We start from the raw sequence: 16,934 nt of genomic DNA, 5'->3' as shown, positions 1-16,934 counted from the left end.
ACCATGACATTGAAAGAGTTAGTGGTTGGTTTTGCCACCCAGGTACGCAGTATTTGGATGATTGGCTTGCATGCCTTTCATAAGCGCGAAACCCAAATGTATCCAGAGGAACCGGTTTATCTGCCACCCCGTTACCGTGGCCGTATTGTGTTGACGCGCGATCCGGACGGTGAAGAGCGTTGTGTTGCCTGTAACCTGTGTGCGGCTGTTTGCCCGGTGGGATGTATCTCACTGCAAAAGGCGGAACATGAAGATGGTCGTTGGTATCCAGAATTTTTCCGCATTAACTTCTCACGTTGTATTTTCTGTGGCTTATGTGAAGAAGCTTGCCCGACTACAGCGATCCAATTAACGCCTGATTTCGAAATGGGGGAATTTAAGCGTCAGGATTTGGTATATGAAAAAGAGGAGCTGACGATTTCAGGTCCGGGTAAATATCCTGATTATAACTTTTACCGTAAGACAGGTGTGGCAATTGACGGCAAATCAAAAGGTGAAGCCGACAATGAAGCGAAACCTATCGACGTTAAAAGCCTGTTGCCGTAAGGAGCGATATTCATGGAATTTACGTTTTATACCGCTGGGCTGATTGCCATATTGGCAACTATCAGGGTAATTACCCATACCAATCCGATACATGCGCTTTTGTATCTGATCGTTTCTCTGCTGGCGCTTTCAGCGGTGTTTTTCTCGCTGGGTGCTTATTTTGCCGGTGCGCTAGAGATCATCGTTTACGCCGGGGCTATTATGGTGCTGTTCGTTTTCGTGGTGATGATGCTTAACCTTGGCAAATCCGTTGTTGAACAGGAGCGTGTTTGGTTGAAACCGCGGACGTGGATTGGTCCGGGAATACTGTCAACAATGCTGCTTGTTGTGCTGGTGTATACCATTATCAATGTTTCTCATGGGGATATTGCCGACAATATCACGGGTGAAGTTGTCAGTGCCAAAGAAGTGGGTATCAGTTTGTTTGGTCCGTATGTATTGGCCGTTGAACTGGCTTCTTTGCTGTTGCTTGCCGGTATGGTGGTGGCGTATCACATTGGCCGTGAACACAAACAGGGTGAAGTGCTCAGCAACCGAAATGCGGAGGAACAACCATGATACCTCTTCAACATGGACTGATTTTGGCGGCAGTTCTATTTGTGTTGGGCCTGACCGGGCTCATCATCCGCCGTAATCTGTTGTTTATGTTAATTGGGCTCGAAGTGATGATTAATGCTGCGGCTCTGGCTTTTGTTGTGGTAGGCAGCTATTGGGGCCAGCCAGATGGTCAAGTGATGTTTATTTTGGCTATCAGCTTGGCGGCGGCAGAGGCGAGTATTGGCTTGGCGCTGTTATTGCAGCTCTATCGTCGTCGCCAGAATCTGAATATTGATACAGTCAGTGAGATGCGCGGATGAACTTACTCTATTTAACAATTCTGCTGCCACTGCTGGGATTTTTGCTGTTGGCATTTTCCCGTGGCCGCTGGTCTGAAAATACATCAGCTACCATCGGGATTAGTTCTGTTGGTTTGGCTGCGTTGGTTACCTTATGGGTAGCTATCGATTTCAACAGTCAGAATGGGGCGGGTGATCTGGTTTACAGTCAGAACCTGTGGAACTGGATGGAAGTTGGGAATTTCAGTATTCCGTTCACTCTGGTTCTTGATGGTTTATCGCTTACCATGTTGAGTGTGGTAACGGGTGTTGGTTTCCTGATCCATATGTATGCCTCGTGGTATATGCGTGGTGAAGAGGGCTATTCCCGTTTCTTCGCTTATACCAACCTGTTTATTGCCAGCATGGTGATACTGGTTCTGGCAGATAACATGATGCTGATGTATCTCGGTTGGGAAGGGGTAGGGCTGTGCAGTTATTTGCTGATTGGCTTCTACTATACCAATCCGGCGAATGGTGCCGCAGCAATGAAAGCCTTTGTCGTTACCCGTGTGGGTGACGTCTTCCTGGCTATCGGCATGTTCATTTTGTATGACAATCTGGGAACGTTGAACTTCCGCGAGTTGGCGATTTTAGCTCCACAGCATCTGGAAGCCGGTTCTTCGGTGATTACCTGGGCGACTCTGATGTTATTGGGGGGAGCAGTAGGTAAATCAGCCCAGTTGCCGTTACAAACTTGGTTGGCCGATGCGATGGCCGGTCCAACGCCAGTTTCTGCGTTGATTCATGCTGCAACGATGGTGACCGCCGGGGTTTACTTAGTTGCACGTAGTCACGGCCTATTCTTGATGGCGCCAGAAATCCTGCAACTGGTTGGCACTGTCGGTGCTGTCACGCTGGTGTTGGCAGGTTTTGCCGCGTTAGTACAAACCGATATTAAGCGTGTATTGGCTTACTCAACCATGAGCCAGATTGGTTACATGTTCCTGGCGTTGGGGGTTCAGGCGTGGGATGCAGCAATCTTCCACCTGATGACTCACGCTTTCTTTAAGGCGCTGTTGTTCCTGGCATCGGGTTCCGTCATCTTGGCCTGTCACCACGAACAGAATATTTTCAAAATGGGAGGATTGCGTAAATCCATTCCGTTGGTTTATGCCTGCTTCTTGGTAGGTGGCGCGGCGTTATCAGCGTTGCCAATTGTCACTGCGGGTTTCTACAGTAAAGATGAAATTCTGTGGGGAGCAATGTCACATGGTCATATCAACCTTATGCTAGCTGGTCTGGCGGGTGCATTTATGACCTCTTTGTATACCTTCCGTATGATTTTCATTGTATTCCACGGTGAGGCGAAAACAAAAGCTCATCCTGTTAAAGGTATCACCCATCACCTGCCGTTACTGGTATTGCTGGTGCTTTCCACCTTTGTGGGCGCACTAATTGTGCCACCATTGGCGGGTGTATTGCCGGGAAGCCATGCAACGGATCACACAGGAAAAATGACCTTGGAAGTGGTTTCTGGTGTGATCGCTGTCGCGGGTATTTTGCTGGCAATGGCACTGTATTTGGGTAAACGTCAGTTAGTGAATGGTGTGGCACAAAGTGCTCCGGGGCGTTTCTTCTCCGTATGGTGGTTTAATGCTTGGGGTTTTGATGTTCTCTATGATTGGGTATTTGTTAAGCCGTTCAAGAACATTACACATGTATTGCGAAACGATCCGCTAAATTCATTGATGAATATTCCTGCGGTGTTATCACGCTGGAGTAATAAAGGTCTTGGTCTGAGTGAAAATGGACAGGTCCGTTGGTACGTTGCCTCTATGGGGTTGGGTGCAGTGCTGGTTTTAGCTCTGCTGCTACTGGTTTAATTTAAGGGATACATTGCGCCATGCTATTACCTTGGCTAATTCTTATGCCCTTCATCGGTGGCCTGTTGAGTTGGCAGGCTGAACGCTTCGGTACCCGTGTACCGCGTTGGATCGCGTTAATTTCGATGGGGTTGACTCTGGTGCTCTCTCTGCAACTGTGGTTGCTGGGGGACTATACCTTGGCGAATCCGCAAGGGATCCCTCAATGGCAAGAGGAATTTCTTATGCCATGGATCCCACGTTTTGGTATCAGTATTCACCTTGCTCTGGATGGCTTATCGCTGCTGATGGTGGTGTTGACCGCACTACTGGGGCTGATGGCTATTCTCTGTTCATGGACGGAAAATCAGCCATATCAGGGCTTTTTCCACTTGAACCTGCTGTGGATCTTGGGTGGTGTGATGGGGGTGTTCCTCGCTATCGACATGTTCCTATTCTTTTTCTTCTGGGAAATGATGTTGGTGCCGATGTACTTCTTGATTGCACTGTGGGGGCACCGAGGCTCAGGCGGTAAAACCCGTATCACCGCAGCGACCAAGTTTTTCATTTACACCCAGGCGAGTGGCTTGGTGATGTTAATTGCGATTATGGCGCTGGTACTGGTTCACTATAACGGGACAGGTGAGTGGACATTCAGCTATGGAAAGCTGCTGAATACACCCATGTCACACACCGTTCAATACTTGCTGATGCTCGGTTTCTTCATTGCTTTTGCTGTAAAAATGCCAGTAGTGCCTTTACATGGGTGGTTACCTGATGCGCACAGTCAGGCACCAACAGCGGGTTCTGTTGACCTGGCGGGTATCTTGCTGAAAACCGCAGGTTATGGTCTGTTGCGTTTCGGTTTGCCACTGTTCCCGGAAGCTTCTCATGAGTTTACTCCCATTGCGATGTGGTTCGGTGTGCTTGGGATCTTCTATGGCGCATGGATGGCATTCAGCCAGACAGATATCAAACGCTTGATTGCTTATACCAGTATCTCTCATATGGGGTTTGTGTTAATCGCGATCTATTCTGGCAGCCAGCTTGCTTACCAAGGGGCAATTATTCAGATGATTGCTCATGGTCTGTCAGCCGCCGGTCTGTTTATTCTCTGTGGGCAGCTTTATGAGCGCTTACATACCCGTGATATGAATCTTATGGGTGGTTTGTGGAAACGTGTGCAGTTCCTGCCTGCGTTATCGCTCGCTTTTGCTGTGGCGACACTAGGGATGCCGGGGACCGGTAACTTCGTCGGTGAATTTATGATCCTGTTTGGTAGTTTTAGTGAATTTCCGTTAATTATAACGATTTCTGTGTTTGGTCTGGTCTTCGCCTCTGTCTATGCCCTGTATATGATGCAGCGTGCTTACTACGGTGAATCAAAATCAGATGAACCACTAAGACGAATGGATATGCGAGAAGTATCCATTGTAATGGTGCTGTTGATATTACTGGTGGTGATGGGTTTCTACCCACAACCTATCCTTGATACTTCAGCGGCAGCGATGGATAACATCCAGACCTGGTATTCAGCTTCAATTTCAACTACAAGGCCGTAATTCGCCATGACAATAACTCCTCAACAACTGATCGCGCTGTTACCGCTGTTGATCGTCGGATTGACGGTAGTCGTTGTGATGCTGTCCATTGCGTGGCGACGCGATCACTTTATTAATACCACTCTGACCGTGATAGGTTTGAATCTGGCTCTGCTGTCTCTCTATTTTGTCGGACAGCAAGAAGCGATGGATGTCACTCCACTGGTTCATGTGGATCGCTATGCTATGCTCTATATCGGTCTCGTACTGGTTGCAAGCTTAGCAACGACGACTTTCGCCTATTCCTGGCTAGAAAATTACCCAGATAACAAAGAAGAGTTCTATTTACTGGTGCTGATTGCGACAGTGGGCGGGATTCTTCTGGCGTGTGCAAACCACTTAGCATCATTGTTTATTGGTATTGAGTTATTAACTTTACCGCTGTTTGGTTTGATTGGTTATGCATATCGTCAGAAACGCTCTCTGGAAGCGGCTATCAAGTATATGCTGCTGTCTGCGGCAGCCTCTTCTTTCATGCTGTTTGGTATAGCGTTGTTATATGCGGAATCAGGCGATCTCTCTTTTGCCGCACTGGGGCATCGTTTGTCTGACAGCTATATCTATCAACCTTTGATACTGTCAGGCTTGGGTATGCTGGTTGTTGGCCTTGGCTTCAAATTATCACTGGTACCTTTCCATCTCTGGACACCGGATGTTTATCAGGGAGCGCCTGCTCCGGTCTCCACCTTTCTGGCAACAGCCAGTAAGATAGCGATTTTCGCAGTAGTAGTGCGTTTGTTTGTTGAAGCACCAATGGCGGATAGTGAAGCACTGCGTACGGTATTAACCGTTATTGCAATTGCTTCTATGCTGTTCGGTAACTTGATGGCGCTGACCCAGACAAATATCAAACGGCTGCTTGGTTACTCTTCTATTGCTCACCTGGGTTATCTGCTGGTGGCACTGGTGGCGATACAGAACCACCAGCTTTCAGAAGAAACGGTCGGTATCTATCTGGCAGGTTATCTGTTTAGCAGTATTGGTGCATTTGGCGTTGTTAGCCTCATGTCCAGCCCATATAAAGGGCCGGATGCAGATTCCCTCTACTCATACCGTGGCCTGTTTTGGCATAAACCTATTCTGTCTGCGGTGATGACGGTGATGATGTTGTCACTGGCGGGGATCCCAATGACGTTCGGTTTTATTGGTAAGTTCTACGTCATTGTGTTGGGTGTGAAAGCGGAACTGTGGTGGCTGACGGGTGCCGTGGTGGTGGGTAGTGCTATCGGCCTGTATTACTATCTACGGGTCATGGTCAGTTTGTACCTGCCTGCGCCGAAAGCGCTTAATCGTGACACACCAAGGAACTGGGCATCGACTGCCGGCGGGATGGTTGTTCTGATTTCCGCATTATTGGTATTAGCGCTAGGTATCTGGCCTCAACCGTTGATTGATGTGATACAGCAGGCGAAAATTATTCTCTAAATAGCCAGTTGGTTGTTACCCATTATTTGGAATATAAAAACCCGGTAAGATTATCCTTACCGGGTTATTGCAAGTTTTATTTCAGCAGAATCCCGCTGTATTGCGATTCCAGATTATCAAGGTAGGCTAGCTGATCGTGTATGAGCTTAGCCAGGTTTTGCTGACGGGTTTGATCATCTATGGTCTCCTGTAATTGATTGGCAAAGATGCTCCATACTTGCTCCAGTTTAGTTGCCTGGAGTAATAGGGTAGTGCGTTCTTTGTCGATTTGATGCACATCAGCTATACCGGCAATCCGTTGTTCTACGCCTTTTAACTGGATATTTAAGTCGTCGCCATCTTTGGTTAATTGAGCGATTTGTTGATCCAATTTGATCCTGGCATCAGCTAGCTCAACATATTTTAGTCCTGTGGAGATATTGCTCAGAATCTTTTTGGTGATTTCAATTCCTTGTTTGATTGCTTGTTTGATAAGTTCTTTTTTAGGGCTAGCCAGATTCAGTTTGTCCAGTTCACTGAGGTTGGGAATATAGTCCTTAAACATATCGGCCAGATTATATTGACGGATAATGTTTTGACTTTCGATGAGCTTATCGCGATCTGGGATTAATTTGGCCTTATCTTGCTCTTTCTGCGTGATATCAGCTTGCAGTTCTTCTTTTCTTTCCTGCTCTTCTTTCAGGCGCTCTTCCAGACGTTCTAAAATAACGACATTCCGAACATCAGCAATTTTGCTGGTCATTATGTTAGCTTCTGCGTGTAAGTTGGAAATGACGTTTTTAACATCTTTGTTCAAATTGCGTACTTGTTCTGAACGTGCATCTAACAAGGTATTACGTGTCTCGTCATCCAATTCTGAATTTTCCAGAGCAGTATCAATTTCGATGATGGTCTGGAAATAGTCTTGAGGCGGGAGTTGTCTCAGGACAGTTTGTAGTTGAGGTACAGAGGCGCGAGCGGCTTCGTCGATATCACGACTGTATAAGCTTATGCGCAGAGTTTTGTCCTGGATGATTTCAATGCCTGATTTTTGTTGGTGCGTTAAACGCCAGATATTTTTCACCGCCTGACTCAAAGTTTTTACACTAATTTCTGGATAAGTGATAGTTTTCTGAGGGAAAGTAATGACTTCAGTCATTTTAAGACTCCTTTTTTCTATAATCCTATGTAATACGGGGAACGATTAGTTATAGCGATGTTTGTATTCTTTCAATGCTTCATCGAAAACCTTGACTAATTGTTTAGCGGAACCTTCCACCTCTTTCCAAGGGTTTATGACTTGCTGGAATTTAGTTATAAAAGAGGTCAGGTTCAGTGCATCATTAATTTGGGTGAATTTATCTTTAGAAGCATTTATCTGGGTCAGCATGGATTGCCACATGTAATCTAAATGGTTCAGAGCCACTTCTGCATCCAATAAGCGGGTATCAATGTCGCTAAAATCAAGGGATAAACTAGTAATAGATTTTTGTAATGCGCGTTTACCTTTGATGCTCTCTTCCAGGCTGCGTACTTCTTCGATCAGCATGTTTTTACGTTTTCGTACTTCTTCTGCCTTGGAACCAAAAATGCCGCCAGTAATAGCGAGGCCGATCAGTCCCGCTGCGATACCGGAGAAAGCCAAGCCTACGAATTTATCGTAGTCTTTCTTGAGTTGGACAATTTCCTCTTTTTTCTCAATGATCTTATCGTCCAGATCTTCGATGCTGACTGACATCTTATAGTCTTTCATCAGCTTTCGCTTATTTTCGACTTGTGGTTGTAAACCTAGAGCAATGCTGCCGTTTGACAATCTGCCGCCAATCAGTTTTAGCTTGAAATCGGATACTTCGGTTTTGACTTTTTCTGTTTTCTCACGCTGTTTTTTAATATCATTTTTTATGGTGTCAAGGATTTCCTCTAGAGCAGATGATACTTCTCTGTCTTCATGGGTGTAGGTGATCTGGGCGAGTTGTCTCTCCGATATTTCTCCTAGTCTCATTTTTATGCGTGTGATAATTGGCATTTCATTAATGATGCTAATGATGTTTTCACCCGTTTCGGTGATTTGTTGGCCAATAATTTCTAGGTCTATGCTCTGTTGCAGAATATCGTTTTCCACATCGCTCCAGCTAAACGAGTGAGTGCGGATTTCTTCAAACAAAGTGTGAATATCTTCTGGTTCTAATCCGGCGATATTGATCTTTTGGTAACCCAAGTAGCTTTTTACTTCCTCAAGATTAAAAGGGAGTGATAGACCTTTTTTAACATACAGTTTGATATTAATCAGGTCTTCTTTGGTAAATATTCCTCCGGGGCGTGCAACACCTTCTTGTTTACCAGTCAGTAATTGCAAGGTAGCCGAGGGAATATCTGTTTCGTTCAGTGTTTTTTCCGCTGGAAGTTGAGCTAATAACATATATTTCTCCATTAATGGTTCTTGCTTTATTAAAAAATCATTAAATACATCAAGGCATAACCGAACGTTATAATACTCATGTTGTTAAATTAACGTTGTGTTTTTTATTGAATAATCTGAATTAAAAATACATATATTTGCATGATTAATTGTTGTAAAAACAGTTTAATTCATGAGTTTTATTAAATAATTGTCTACATTTTTATCAGTCTTAAATGAAATTATTTATGATTTTTGTATATCTAATATATGAAATTAAATAGTATGAATTTTTATTATTTTAATAATTAAATGTAAAATAAATCCTTTGTCTTTATTGTTCATATAGTTTGAAATTTCATTTTTTAATTGACATTAAGATGATAAATATAAAATATTTTAATGTTATTTTTATAAAATACATTTTAAAACAATCGGTTATGTTGGTTGCATGATGTGGAGATTATATGATTTCTATATTATTGATTTAAAAGATAGGTAATGTGATTTTTTTATCAAGAATAAGTTGGATGTTTTTTGCTTTGTTATTTATGGTATATTAAAAAACAGATGGAATAGCATTCTATTCTCCTTATGTCATTGAATAAATTTTTTGTTATTTTTAGATCTATATTTTAATTAAAGTCTTAATTGTTTATATGATGGTTTAAATTAACAGATAAGAAGGATTTTTTTATAATTATATTTAGTTATTATGGAAGTGACATCTGTTTTTTATAGGGCGATTTTTTTAGAATAATAAATATTTGTTCCGTTGTTTATAATAACGGTATTTATTTAGTAAATTTTCCGTAGTAAATAAAAGAGTCGTTTTTGTATAAATTGCATCGTGAAAATTGATTATGCTAATGAACTTAATATTTGTTATCGGAATGGCTGAGTCTCTGATTTAGCCTGTTTCAGTATTGGGATAAGAGCATATCACTAACGGAATCGAACAAGCATAAAGACATAAATAATCAGGGCTTTAATTATTATTAATGCCCCGTATAATCCTACTTTTTATCATGTCTTTTGGGGCAGAAGTGGTGAATCAAATTGCTAATGTTGTCGCTGATGTATGTAAAACACTGAATAATGAACAAGTTAGCGAAGTTGGTATCCAACAGATTTCATTTCCTCTGCCAGCAGATTGCAGCACTTACTGGTTGGAATGGCTGGCAGCGCAGTCTCATTATCCGCAGTTCTATTGGCATCACAGAGAGGGCCATGAAGAAGTCGCTGCTTGTGGGCAAATCCATCTTTTCAGTGATATCGCTTTAGCCGAAAACTTTTTGCAGAGAAACCGTCAGTTTCCACAGATGCGGATCTGGGGGCTGAATGCTTGGGATCGGATTCAACCAGCTCGTATTACGCAATCAGAAGCAGGGGAAACGAGTTATCTGTTTTTGCCCCGTATCGAATTACGCCGCTGCCGTGATGAAAGCTGGTTGTATCTGAATATAGCTGGTCCGCAGGATGTAAGGAATGCACAGGAATTTCTGCAACAATTAGTTCCGCACCAGGAATTCTCTGCGTTACAGGCGGTGGTAGTGAATGCGGAGGATATGCCGGAACGCGCCCGGTGGAGTGATTTGATTGAGCAGGCTTTGGACTCTATTACCCATCGTAAGATGGAGAAGGTAGTGATGGCGCGTAAGACGCAACTAGAACTGAGTGAATCTTTAGCGGCTGCACAGTTTATGGCCGCGAGTCGCCAGATAAATCACTGTTGTTATCATTTTATGCTAGCTTTTAATCAGCATGAGGCATTTTTGGCGTCTTCACCAGAACGGCTTTACCACCGTAAGCAGACTCAGCTTTATACAGAGGCGCTGGCGGGGACGGTTGCTAATTCTGATGATGCTCAGCAAGCCGAAAAATTGGGGCAATGGTTGCTAGGTGATAAAAAAAATCAGCATGAAAACTTGCTAGTTGTTGATGATATTTGCCAGCGTCTTCAAGGCGCAGTGGTTTCTGTCGATGTTGCTCCGCCAGATGTGATTCGTTTGCGAAAGGTTCAGCATTTGCGCCGCCGAATTCAGGGAAAACTAAAGAGTGCCAGTGATAGTGACTGCTTGCATCGTTTACAACCAACGGCCGCTGTTGCTGGATTACCTCGTGAAGCGGCGCGTGATTTTATTCGTGATAGCGAGTTATTCAGTCGTGATTGGTACGCCGGGTCCGCAGGATATCTTTCCTGTGAGCAGAGTGAGTTTGCGGTTTCACTACGTTGCGCACAAATTAACAACAATTTACTTTCACTGTATGCCGGTGCGGGGATTGTGATGGGGTCTGATCCACAACAAGAGTGGATAGAGATAGAGAATAAAGCTGCCGGGTTGCGCACTTTACTGAAAGGTGAATGAAAACAATCTCCGATTAAATGGCAATTCATTGAACTAGGATAAAGAAATAATTATCGGTGCCGTTAGGCTAATAGCCAGCATTTATAGAAATTCTTTGAGTAAAATATGTCAAACAGCGCATTTAACCGCCGCTGGGCGGAACTTTTATTGGAAGCACTTACTCGCCACGGATTACGTCATGTTTGCATTGCGCCCGGTTCACGCTCCACGCCTTTGACAATAGCTGCCGCAGCAAATAACAAACTGATTTGTCATACTCATTTTGACGAACGCGGATTAGGACATCTGGCACTGGGATTATCCAAAGCAAGCAGAGAGCCGGTTGCCGTTATCGTTACTTCTGGAACCGCAGTGGCAAATCTCTATCCTTCATTAATTGAAGCCAGTTTAACGGGTGAACGAATGGTTTTCCTTACCGCTGATCGGCCTCCAGAATTGATGGATTGTGGTGCGAGTCAGGCTATTCGTCAAAATGGTATTTTTGCTTCTCATCCATGCCAAACAATTTCTTTGCCAAGACCGACCGTAGATATACCGGCAAGCTGGCTGGCTTCTGTCATAGATCATAGTATGGAGAATTTGCGGCATGGGGCCTTGCATATTAATTGCCCATTTGCCGAACCATTATATGGCAATGAAGAGCCTGCTTATGATGAGTGGCAGCAGCAGTTAGGCGATTGGTGGAAAAGTAAAACACCTTGGTTAAGCCAGCCAGTAGCTAATGTTGTGGCAGAAGTAGCGGATTGGGACTGTTGGCAACAGAAAAAAGGCGTTGTATTGGCTGGTCGAATGAGTGCCGAAGAGGGCGTTAATGTTGCTAAATGGGCAAAGGCATTGGGCTGGCCGTTGATTGGCAATGTGCTTTCACAAACTGGGCAGCCATTGCCTTGTGCCGATTTATGGTTGGATAATCCTCATGTGCAGGAGATTTTAGCGCAAGCACAACTGGTAGTGCAGTTTGGTTCCAGCCTGATAGGGAAACGCTTGTTACAGTGGCAGGCGAAATGCCAGCCGCAGGAGTTTTGGATTATTGATCCGATACCAGGCCGGCTTGATCCTGCCAATCATCGTGGCAAAAAATTGACCTGTCATATTGCTGACTGGTTACTGGCTCATCCGGCACAGCCGCGTATACCGTGGGCACAATCGTGTACATTGTGGGCAGAAGAGCTCAAAGTCTGGTCAGAAAAAGCAGTTAACTGTGTCAGAACTGAATTGGCTGGGAAATTTGGTGAAGCAACGGTGGCCTATCGATTGTGTGAATTACTGCCTGAACGCGGGCAGCTGTTTGTCGGTAACAGCCTGACTATTCGTTTGATCGATGCACTGGGGCAATTACCTGCGGGATATCCGGTTTACAGTAACCGGGGTGCTAGCGGCATTGATGGGTTAATTTCCACTGCGGCAGGTGTGCAACGGGCAACGGCAAAGCCCACTTTGGCTGTTATCGGTGATTTATCGGCGCTTTATGATCTCAATAGCTTGGCTCTATTGCGTCATCCTTCCGCTCCAATGGTATTAATTGTGGTAAATAATAACGGCGGGCAGATTTTCTCTTTACTACCCACTCAGGAAGAAGCAAGGCAGCGTTTTTATTGTATGCCTCAATACGTTAATTTTGATCATGCTGCGGCGATGTTCGGCTTGAAATATGCCAGCCCACAAAATTGGATGGAATTGCAACAAGGTATTGAACAGGCATGGCAACAAAATGAAACCACACTGATTGAGCTAAAAGTGCCGGATAGAGAAGGGGCTGAGTGTTTGCAACAACTGTTAAAACAGGTGGCTATGTTGTGAGCCTCGCTTGTCGTAAGTTTAACGGTCACAATGACCGCCCGTGGCTGGTTTGGTTGCATGGATTATTGGGCTGTGGTGATGAATGGTTGCCATTAGTGAATCTGTGTGCTCAGCATCCTTCATTGGTTATCGATCTACCTGGTCACGGTGATTCCACTGACGTGCGGGTAAAAGATCTTCTGGAGATGAGTTGTCTTTTATCTGAAACATTAGCAGAACAGCAAATGAGTAAATACTGGCTGATTGGCTACTCCTTAGGGGGCCGTATTGCTATGTATCATGCCTGTTATGGTGATAATCAGGGATTATGCGGATTGCTGGTTGAAGGGGGAAATCCTGGGTTATTTTCCCAACAGGAGCGGAATAATCGTCTCGAACACGATAGAAATTGGGCCGGACGTTTTCGTTCTCAGCCGATTGAACAGGTTTTATCTGATTGGTATCAGCAGCCGGTTTTTTCTGATTTATTACCTGCACAGCGTCAGCAACTGATCAAAGTACGCCGTCATAATAATGGCAATGGTGTGGCTAATATGCTGGAAAATACTTCACTTGGACATCAACCTTGGTTAGTACCGGTATTGCAACAACTGGCGTTACCTTTTGTTTATCTGTGTGGCGAAAATGATAAGAAATTCCAACAATTGGCAAAACGTTGCGCTTTGCCGCTGCAAACTATTCCACATGTTGGGCATAATGCTCACCGAGCGGACACGGCGGCGTTTGCTGCGGTAGTAAACCATTTTTTATCACTCTTTAATGTATAGGAATACGAATATGATTTACCCGAGCGAAGAAGAACTCTATGCCCCAATTGTATGGCAGGACTGCTCTGAAGGGTTTGACGATATTTTTTATCACAAATCCACAGATGGTATGGCTAAAATCACCATTAATCGCCCACAAGTACGTAACGCATTTCGGCCATTGACGGTTAAAGAGATGATGCAGGCATTGGATGATGCCCGTTATGATGACAATATCGGGGTGATTATCCTGACGGGAATGGGTGAAAAAGCTTTTTGTGCTGGTGGTGATCAAAAAGTTCGTGGTGATCATGGTGGTTATAAGGATGACAACGGCATGCATCATCTGAATGTTTTGGATTTCCAACGCCAAATTCGCACTTGTCCAAAACCGGTCGTTGCTATGGTTGCTGGATATGCGATTGGTGGTGGTCATGTACTGCATTTGGTATGTGACCTGACCATTGCGGCTGATAACGCTATTTTCGGTCAGACCGGACCTAAAGTGGGCTCTTTTGACGGCGGTTGGGGGGCATCTTATATGGCTCGAATTGTTGGTCAGAAAAAAGCCCGCGAAATCTGGTTCTTGTGCCGTCAGTATGATGCTAAACAAGCGTTGGAGATGGGGCTGGTTAATACAGTTGTGCCTTATGCGGATCTGGAGAAAGAGACCGTTCGCTGGTGTCGTGAAATGCTGAAAAATAGCCCAATGGCTCTGCGCTGCCTGAAAGCCGCTCTAAATGCGGATTGTGATGGTCAGTCTGGATTGCAAGAGCTGGCAGGTAACGCCACCATGCTTTTCTATATGACAGAAGAAGGTCAGGAGGGACGTAATGCATTCGTTGAGAAACGCCACCCTGATTTCAGCAAATTTAAACGTAACCCGTAATGCGTACTGCAATTTTATACCGGTTCAGATTGCCGATGGAGTCAGGTGTTATCCTGCGATATCAGCGGCTTAAAACTCGTGATGGTTTTTTGGTTCACTTACAGGAAAATGGTCAACAGGGATGGGGTGAAATTGCACCATTGCCGGAATTCAGCAAAGAAACAGTTGAACAGGCGGGTGAAGCAGCGATGGCATGGCTTAGACAGTGGCATCTTGGCGCTGAACCTGATGAAAGTGAATTACCTTCTGTCGCATTTGGGATTAGCTGTGCATTAGCTGAATTACAGGGTAACTTACCGGAAGACGCTGATTACCGGAAAGCGCCACTATGCAATGGTGATCCTGATGAACTGATTGTTCGTCTCAGTAAAATGAGTGGACAAAAAGTTGCCAAAGTGAAAATCGGGCTGTATGAAGCTGTACGTGACGGCATGGTAGTGAATGTTTTACTGGAAGCGGTACCGGATTTATCTTTGCGGCTGGATGCTAACCGTAGTTGGAGCCGTGCTAAAGCGGACAGTTTCGCTAAGTATGTCAATCCTGATTACCGTAACCGAATTACCTTTCTGGAAGAACCTTGTCAAACCCCGGAACAATCGCTCGCTTTTGCCCGTGATACAGGGATTGCCATTGCATGGGATGAAAGCGTCCGTGATGAAGGTTTTAACGTAGAGGCACAAGCAGGGGTGACTGCTATTGTGATTAAACCCACTCTGATAGGAAGCCTTGCCCGTTGCTGTCAGTTGATTTCAGCCGCGCACAACGCTGGATTGGAGGCGGTGATTAGCTCCAGTATTGAAACCAGCTTCGGTTTGACTCAGCTTGCCCGTATTGCTCATTGGCTGACGCCAGCGACTATTCCTGGACTGGATACGCTGGAATTGGTTCAGTCTCAGTTGGTGCGCTGTTGGCCGGGCAGCACGATGCCAGTAACAAGATTGGACGAGTTAGACATCGCATGGCGCAGTTAAATTCATTTACCCAGTGGCCATGGCGCTACTGGGCATCGTTTAGCCCTGAAAATATTGCTGTCAAGTTGCGTAATCGTTCCCTAACCTGGCATCAATTAGTTATCTCTTTGGATACGATAGCGGCCAATTTTCGCCAACAGGGGATAGTTGAAGGCAGTGGTGTAATGCTGCGAGGGAAAAACAGCGAAGAGATGTTGTTTTGCTATCTTGCCGCGCTACAGTGTGGTGCGCGGGTATTGCCACTGAATCCTCAACTGCCTGAAATGCTCTTGGCTAAATTACTGCCACATTTGAATATCGATTTTGTGGCTGATTTTTGTGGTGACAACTTGCCTGTGATGGATGCCAAATCCCTCGATTGGCAAAGTGAACCACTAAATTCTGATGATAATTCAGTCATGTGGGATGCTATGCGCCCGGCCAGTATGATACTGACCTCCGGCTCTTCTGGATTGCCTAAAGCGGCTGTTCACTCAATTCATGCTCATCTTGCCAGCGCGCAAGATGTACTTTCAGTAATCGAATTTCAGCAACAAGATAGCTGGTTGCTCTCATTGCCGTTGTTTCATGTATCGGGTCAGGGGATCATTTGGCGCTGGCTAATCAAAGGGGCTTCTTTAGTGCTCAGAAATACCAATCTGTTAGATCATGCTTTGGCAGATTGTACTCACGCTTCATTGGTTCCAACTCAGCTTTGGCGGTTACTGGAACAGTCACAAAATCAGACACTGAATTTGAAACAAGTGCTGTTGGGTGGAGCAATGATCCCCATTGAATTGACTCAAAGAGCGGAACAGCAAGGCATTTGCTGTTGGTGTAGCTATGGTTTGACCGAATTGGCTTCAACAGTATGCATTAAACGAGCAGACGATCTTCCCGGTGTCGGCAATCCTTTACCGGGCAAAGAAATTCGACTGATAAATGAGGAAATTCAGATTCGTTCTGGCAGCCTTGCTAATGGATATTGGCTGGATGGTAAATTACAACCGTTAGCTGATCGTGATGGCTGGTTTCATACCCGTGATCGGGGAATAATCGAAAAGGGTGAGTTACGTATCCTTGGCCGGATGGATAATCAATTTTTCAGCGGTGGAGAAGGCATTCAGCCGGAAGATATTGAACGGGTGATTAATACCTATCCACAAGTAGAGCAAAGTTTTGCTATTCCTGTACCTGATCCTGAATTTGGTTATCGCCCTGTCGCGGTGATAGACAGTAATTCATCTGAGGTCATTGATACATTACCTGAATGGTTGATTGATAAACTGGCTTCTTTTCAGCGCCCGGTAGCTTACTATTTATTACCTAAACAGTTTAAAAATAACGGCATTAAAATCTCCCGCCAGCAAATTAAAAAATGGGTGATGGATTTACCTGGTTTCCCTTGAGCTATTTTTATCTGTATTTGGTGTGGTGAGATGGATATCCATCCCATTTGCTCTATTGATATATATCCGCCATCTTTCAAGTTGCCTCTTTGTTGGCTGCGCTCACTCACCCCGGTCACATAGTTTGCTATGCTCCCGGGGA

At 44.8% G+C, this 16,934-nt stretch carries 14 protein-coding genes; 12 read left to right on the top strand and 2 right to left on the bottom strand.

Translation table 11 applies throughout. The annotated features are described in order from the left end of the window. The first annotated feature begins 3 nt into the window (after positions 1-3). Genes nuoI through nuoN form a run of 6 tightly spaced genes read left to right on the top strand, consistent with a single transcriptional unit; the run spans position 4 to position 6,252 of the window. Positions 4-546, top strand: a complete 543-nt coding sequence (nuoI, locus tag LGZ98_RS00950; RefSeq protein WP_011147299.1) for an NADH-quinone oxidoreductase subunit NuoI — start codon at positions 4-6, stop codon at positions 544-546. Between the two features lie 12 nt (positions 547-558). Continuing rightward, complete coding sequence (gene nuoJ, locus LGZ98_RS00945; RefSeq protein ID WP_011147298.1) at positions 559-1,104, top strand: NADH-quinone oxidoreductase subunit J; 546 nt, start codon at positions 559-561, stop codon at positions 1,102-1,104. Beyond that, positions 1,101-1,403, top strand: coding sequence for an NADH-quinone oxidoreductase subunit NuoK (nuoK, locus tag LGZ98_RS00940; protein ID WP_262977579.1), 303 nt, complete (start codon positions 1,101-1,103; stop codon positions 1,401-1,403). Before nuoJ ends, nuoK begins: the two co-directional genes overlap by 4 nt. Continuing rightward, on the top strand, positions 1,400-3,247 hold the full coding sequence (gene nuoL / locus LGZ98_RS00935) for an NADH-quinone oxidoreductase subunit L (protein WP_262977578.1): 1,848 nt from the start codon (positions 1,400-1,402) through the stop codon (positions 3,245-3,247). The genes nuoK and nuoL overlap by 4 nt, the downstream gene beginning before the upstream one ends. Before the next feature lie 20 nt (positions 3,248-3,267). Continuing rightward, the gene (nuoM, locus tag LGZ98_RS00930; protein ID WP_113042497.1) at positions 3,268-4,788 is read left to right on the top strand and encodes an NADH-quinone oxidoreductase subunit M; all 1,521 of its coding nucleotides are present in this window, start codon (positions 3,268-3,270) and stop codon (positions 4,786-4,788) included. A 6-nt stretch (positions 4,789-4,794) separates the two neighbouring features. After that, complete coding sequence (nuoN, locus tag LGZ98_RS00925; RefSeq protein WP_228902004.1) at positions 4,795-6,252, top strand: NADH-quinone oxidoreductase subunit NuoN; 1,458 nt, start codon at positions 4,795-4,797, stop codon at positions 6,250-6,252. Positions 6,253-6,328: 76 nt separating this feature from the next. Here nuoN and LGZ98_RS00920 read toward each other — a convergent pair whose 3' ends face one another. Together LGZ98_RS00920 and LGZ98_RS00915 are read right to left on the bottom strand one after the other, a co-directional pair. Further along, positions 6,329-7,390 carry an alpha-xenorhabdolysin family binary toxin subunit B gene (locus tag LGZ98_RS00920; RefSeq protein ID WP_113042501.1) on the bottom strand — a complete coding sequence of 354 codons (1,062 nt, stop codon included), beginning with the start codon at positions 7,388-7,390 and terminating at the stop codon, positions 6,329-6,331. 45 nt (positions 7,391-7,435) lie between these two features. Further along, positions 7,436-8,662 (bottom strand): alpha-xenorhabdolysin family binary toxin subunit A, encoded by a 1,227-nt coding sequence (locus tag LGZ98_RS00915; RefSeq protein WP_113042503.1) that lies wholly within the window; start codon positions 8,660-8,662, stop codon positions 7,436-7,438. A 1,016-nt stretch (positions 8,663-9,678) separates the two neighbouring features. Between LGZ98_RS00915 and menF the strand changes: the two genes are divergently transcribed. From menF to menE, 6 genes are all read left to right on the top strand, one after another. Continuing rightward, complete coding sequence (menF, locus tag LGZ98_RS00910) at positions 9,679-10,998, top strand: isochorismate synthase MenF (protein WP_262977577.1); 1,320 nt, start codon at positions 9,679-9,681, stop codon at positions 10,996-10,998. Between the two features lie 105 nt (positions 10,999-11,103). Then, entirely contained in the window at positions 11,104-12,798 is a 1,695-nt protein-coding gene (gene menD, locus LGZ98_RS00905) for a 2-succinyl-5-enolpyruvyl-6-hydroxy-3-cyclohexene-1-carboxylic-acid synthase (RefSeq protein WP_262977576.1), read from the top strand. Next, positions 12,795-13,565 (top strand): 2-succinyl-6-hydroxy-2,4-cyclohexadiene-1-carboxylate synthase, encoded by a 771-nt coding sequence (gene menH, locus LGZ98_RS00900; protein ID WP_262977589.1) that lies wholly within the window; start codon positions 12,795-12,797, stop codon positions 13,563-13,565. Before menD ends, menH begins: the two co-directional genes overlap by 4 nt. A 10-nt stretch (positions 13,566-13,575) precedes the next feature. Beyond that, entirely contained in the window at positions 13,576-14,433 is an 858-nt protein-coding gene (gene menB, locus LGZ98_RS00895; RefSeq protein ID WP_113042508.1) for a 1,4-dihydroxy-2-naphthoyl-CoA synthase, read from the top strand. Beyond that, positions 14,433-15,404: an o-succinylbenzoate synthase gene (gene menC / locus LGZ98_RS00890; RefSeq protein ID WP_113042511.1), complete on the top strand. Its 972-nt coding sequence runs from the start codon at positions 14,433-14,435 to the stop codon at positions 15,402-15,404. Before menB ends, menC begins: the two co-directional genes overlap by 1 nt. Next, on the top strand, positions 15,392-16,792 hold the full coding sequence (gene menE, locus LGZ98_RS00885; RefSeq protein WP_262977588.1) for an o-succinylbenzoate--CoA ligase: 1,401 nt from the start codon (positions 15,392-15,394) through the stop codon (positions 16,790-16,792). Before menC ends, menE begins: the two co-directional genes overlap by 13 nt. The last annotated feature ends 142 nt before the right edge of the window (positions 16,793-16,934 follow it).

Origin of the sequence: Photorhabdus kayaii (genome assembly GCF_025384895.1) — a bacterium.
Lineage (GTDB): Bacteria > Pseudomonadota > Gammaproteobacteria > Enterobacterales > Enterobacteriaceae > Photorhabdus > Photorhabdus kayaii.
Note: the sequence above shows the minus strand (reverse complement) of the source record. Positions and strands in the feature narration are given on the sequence as shown.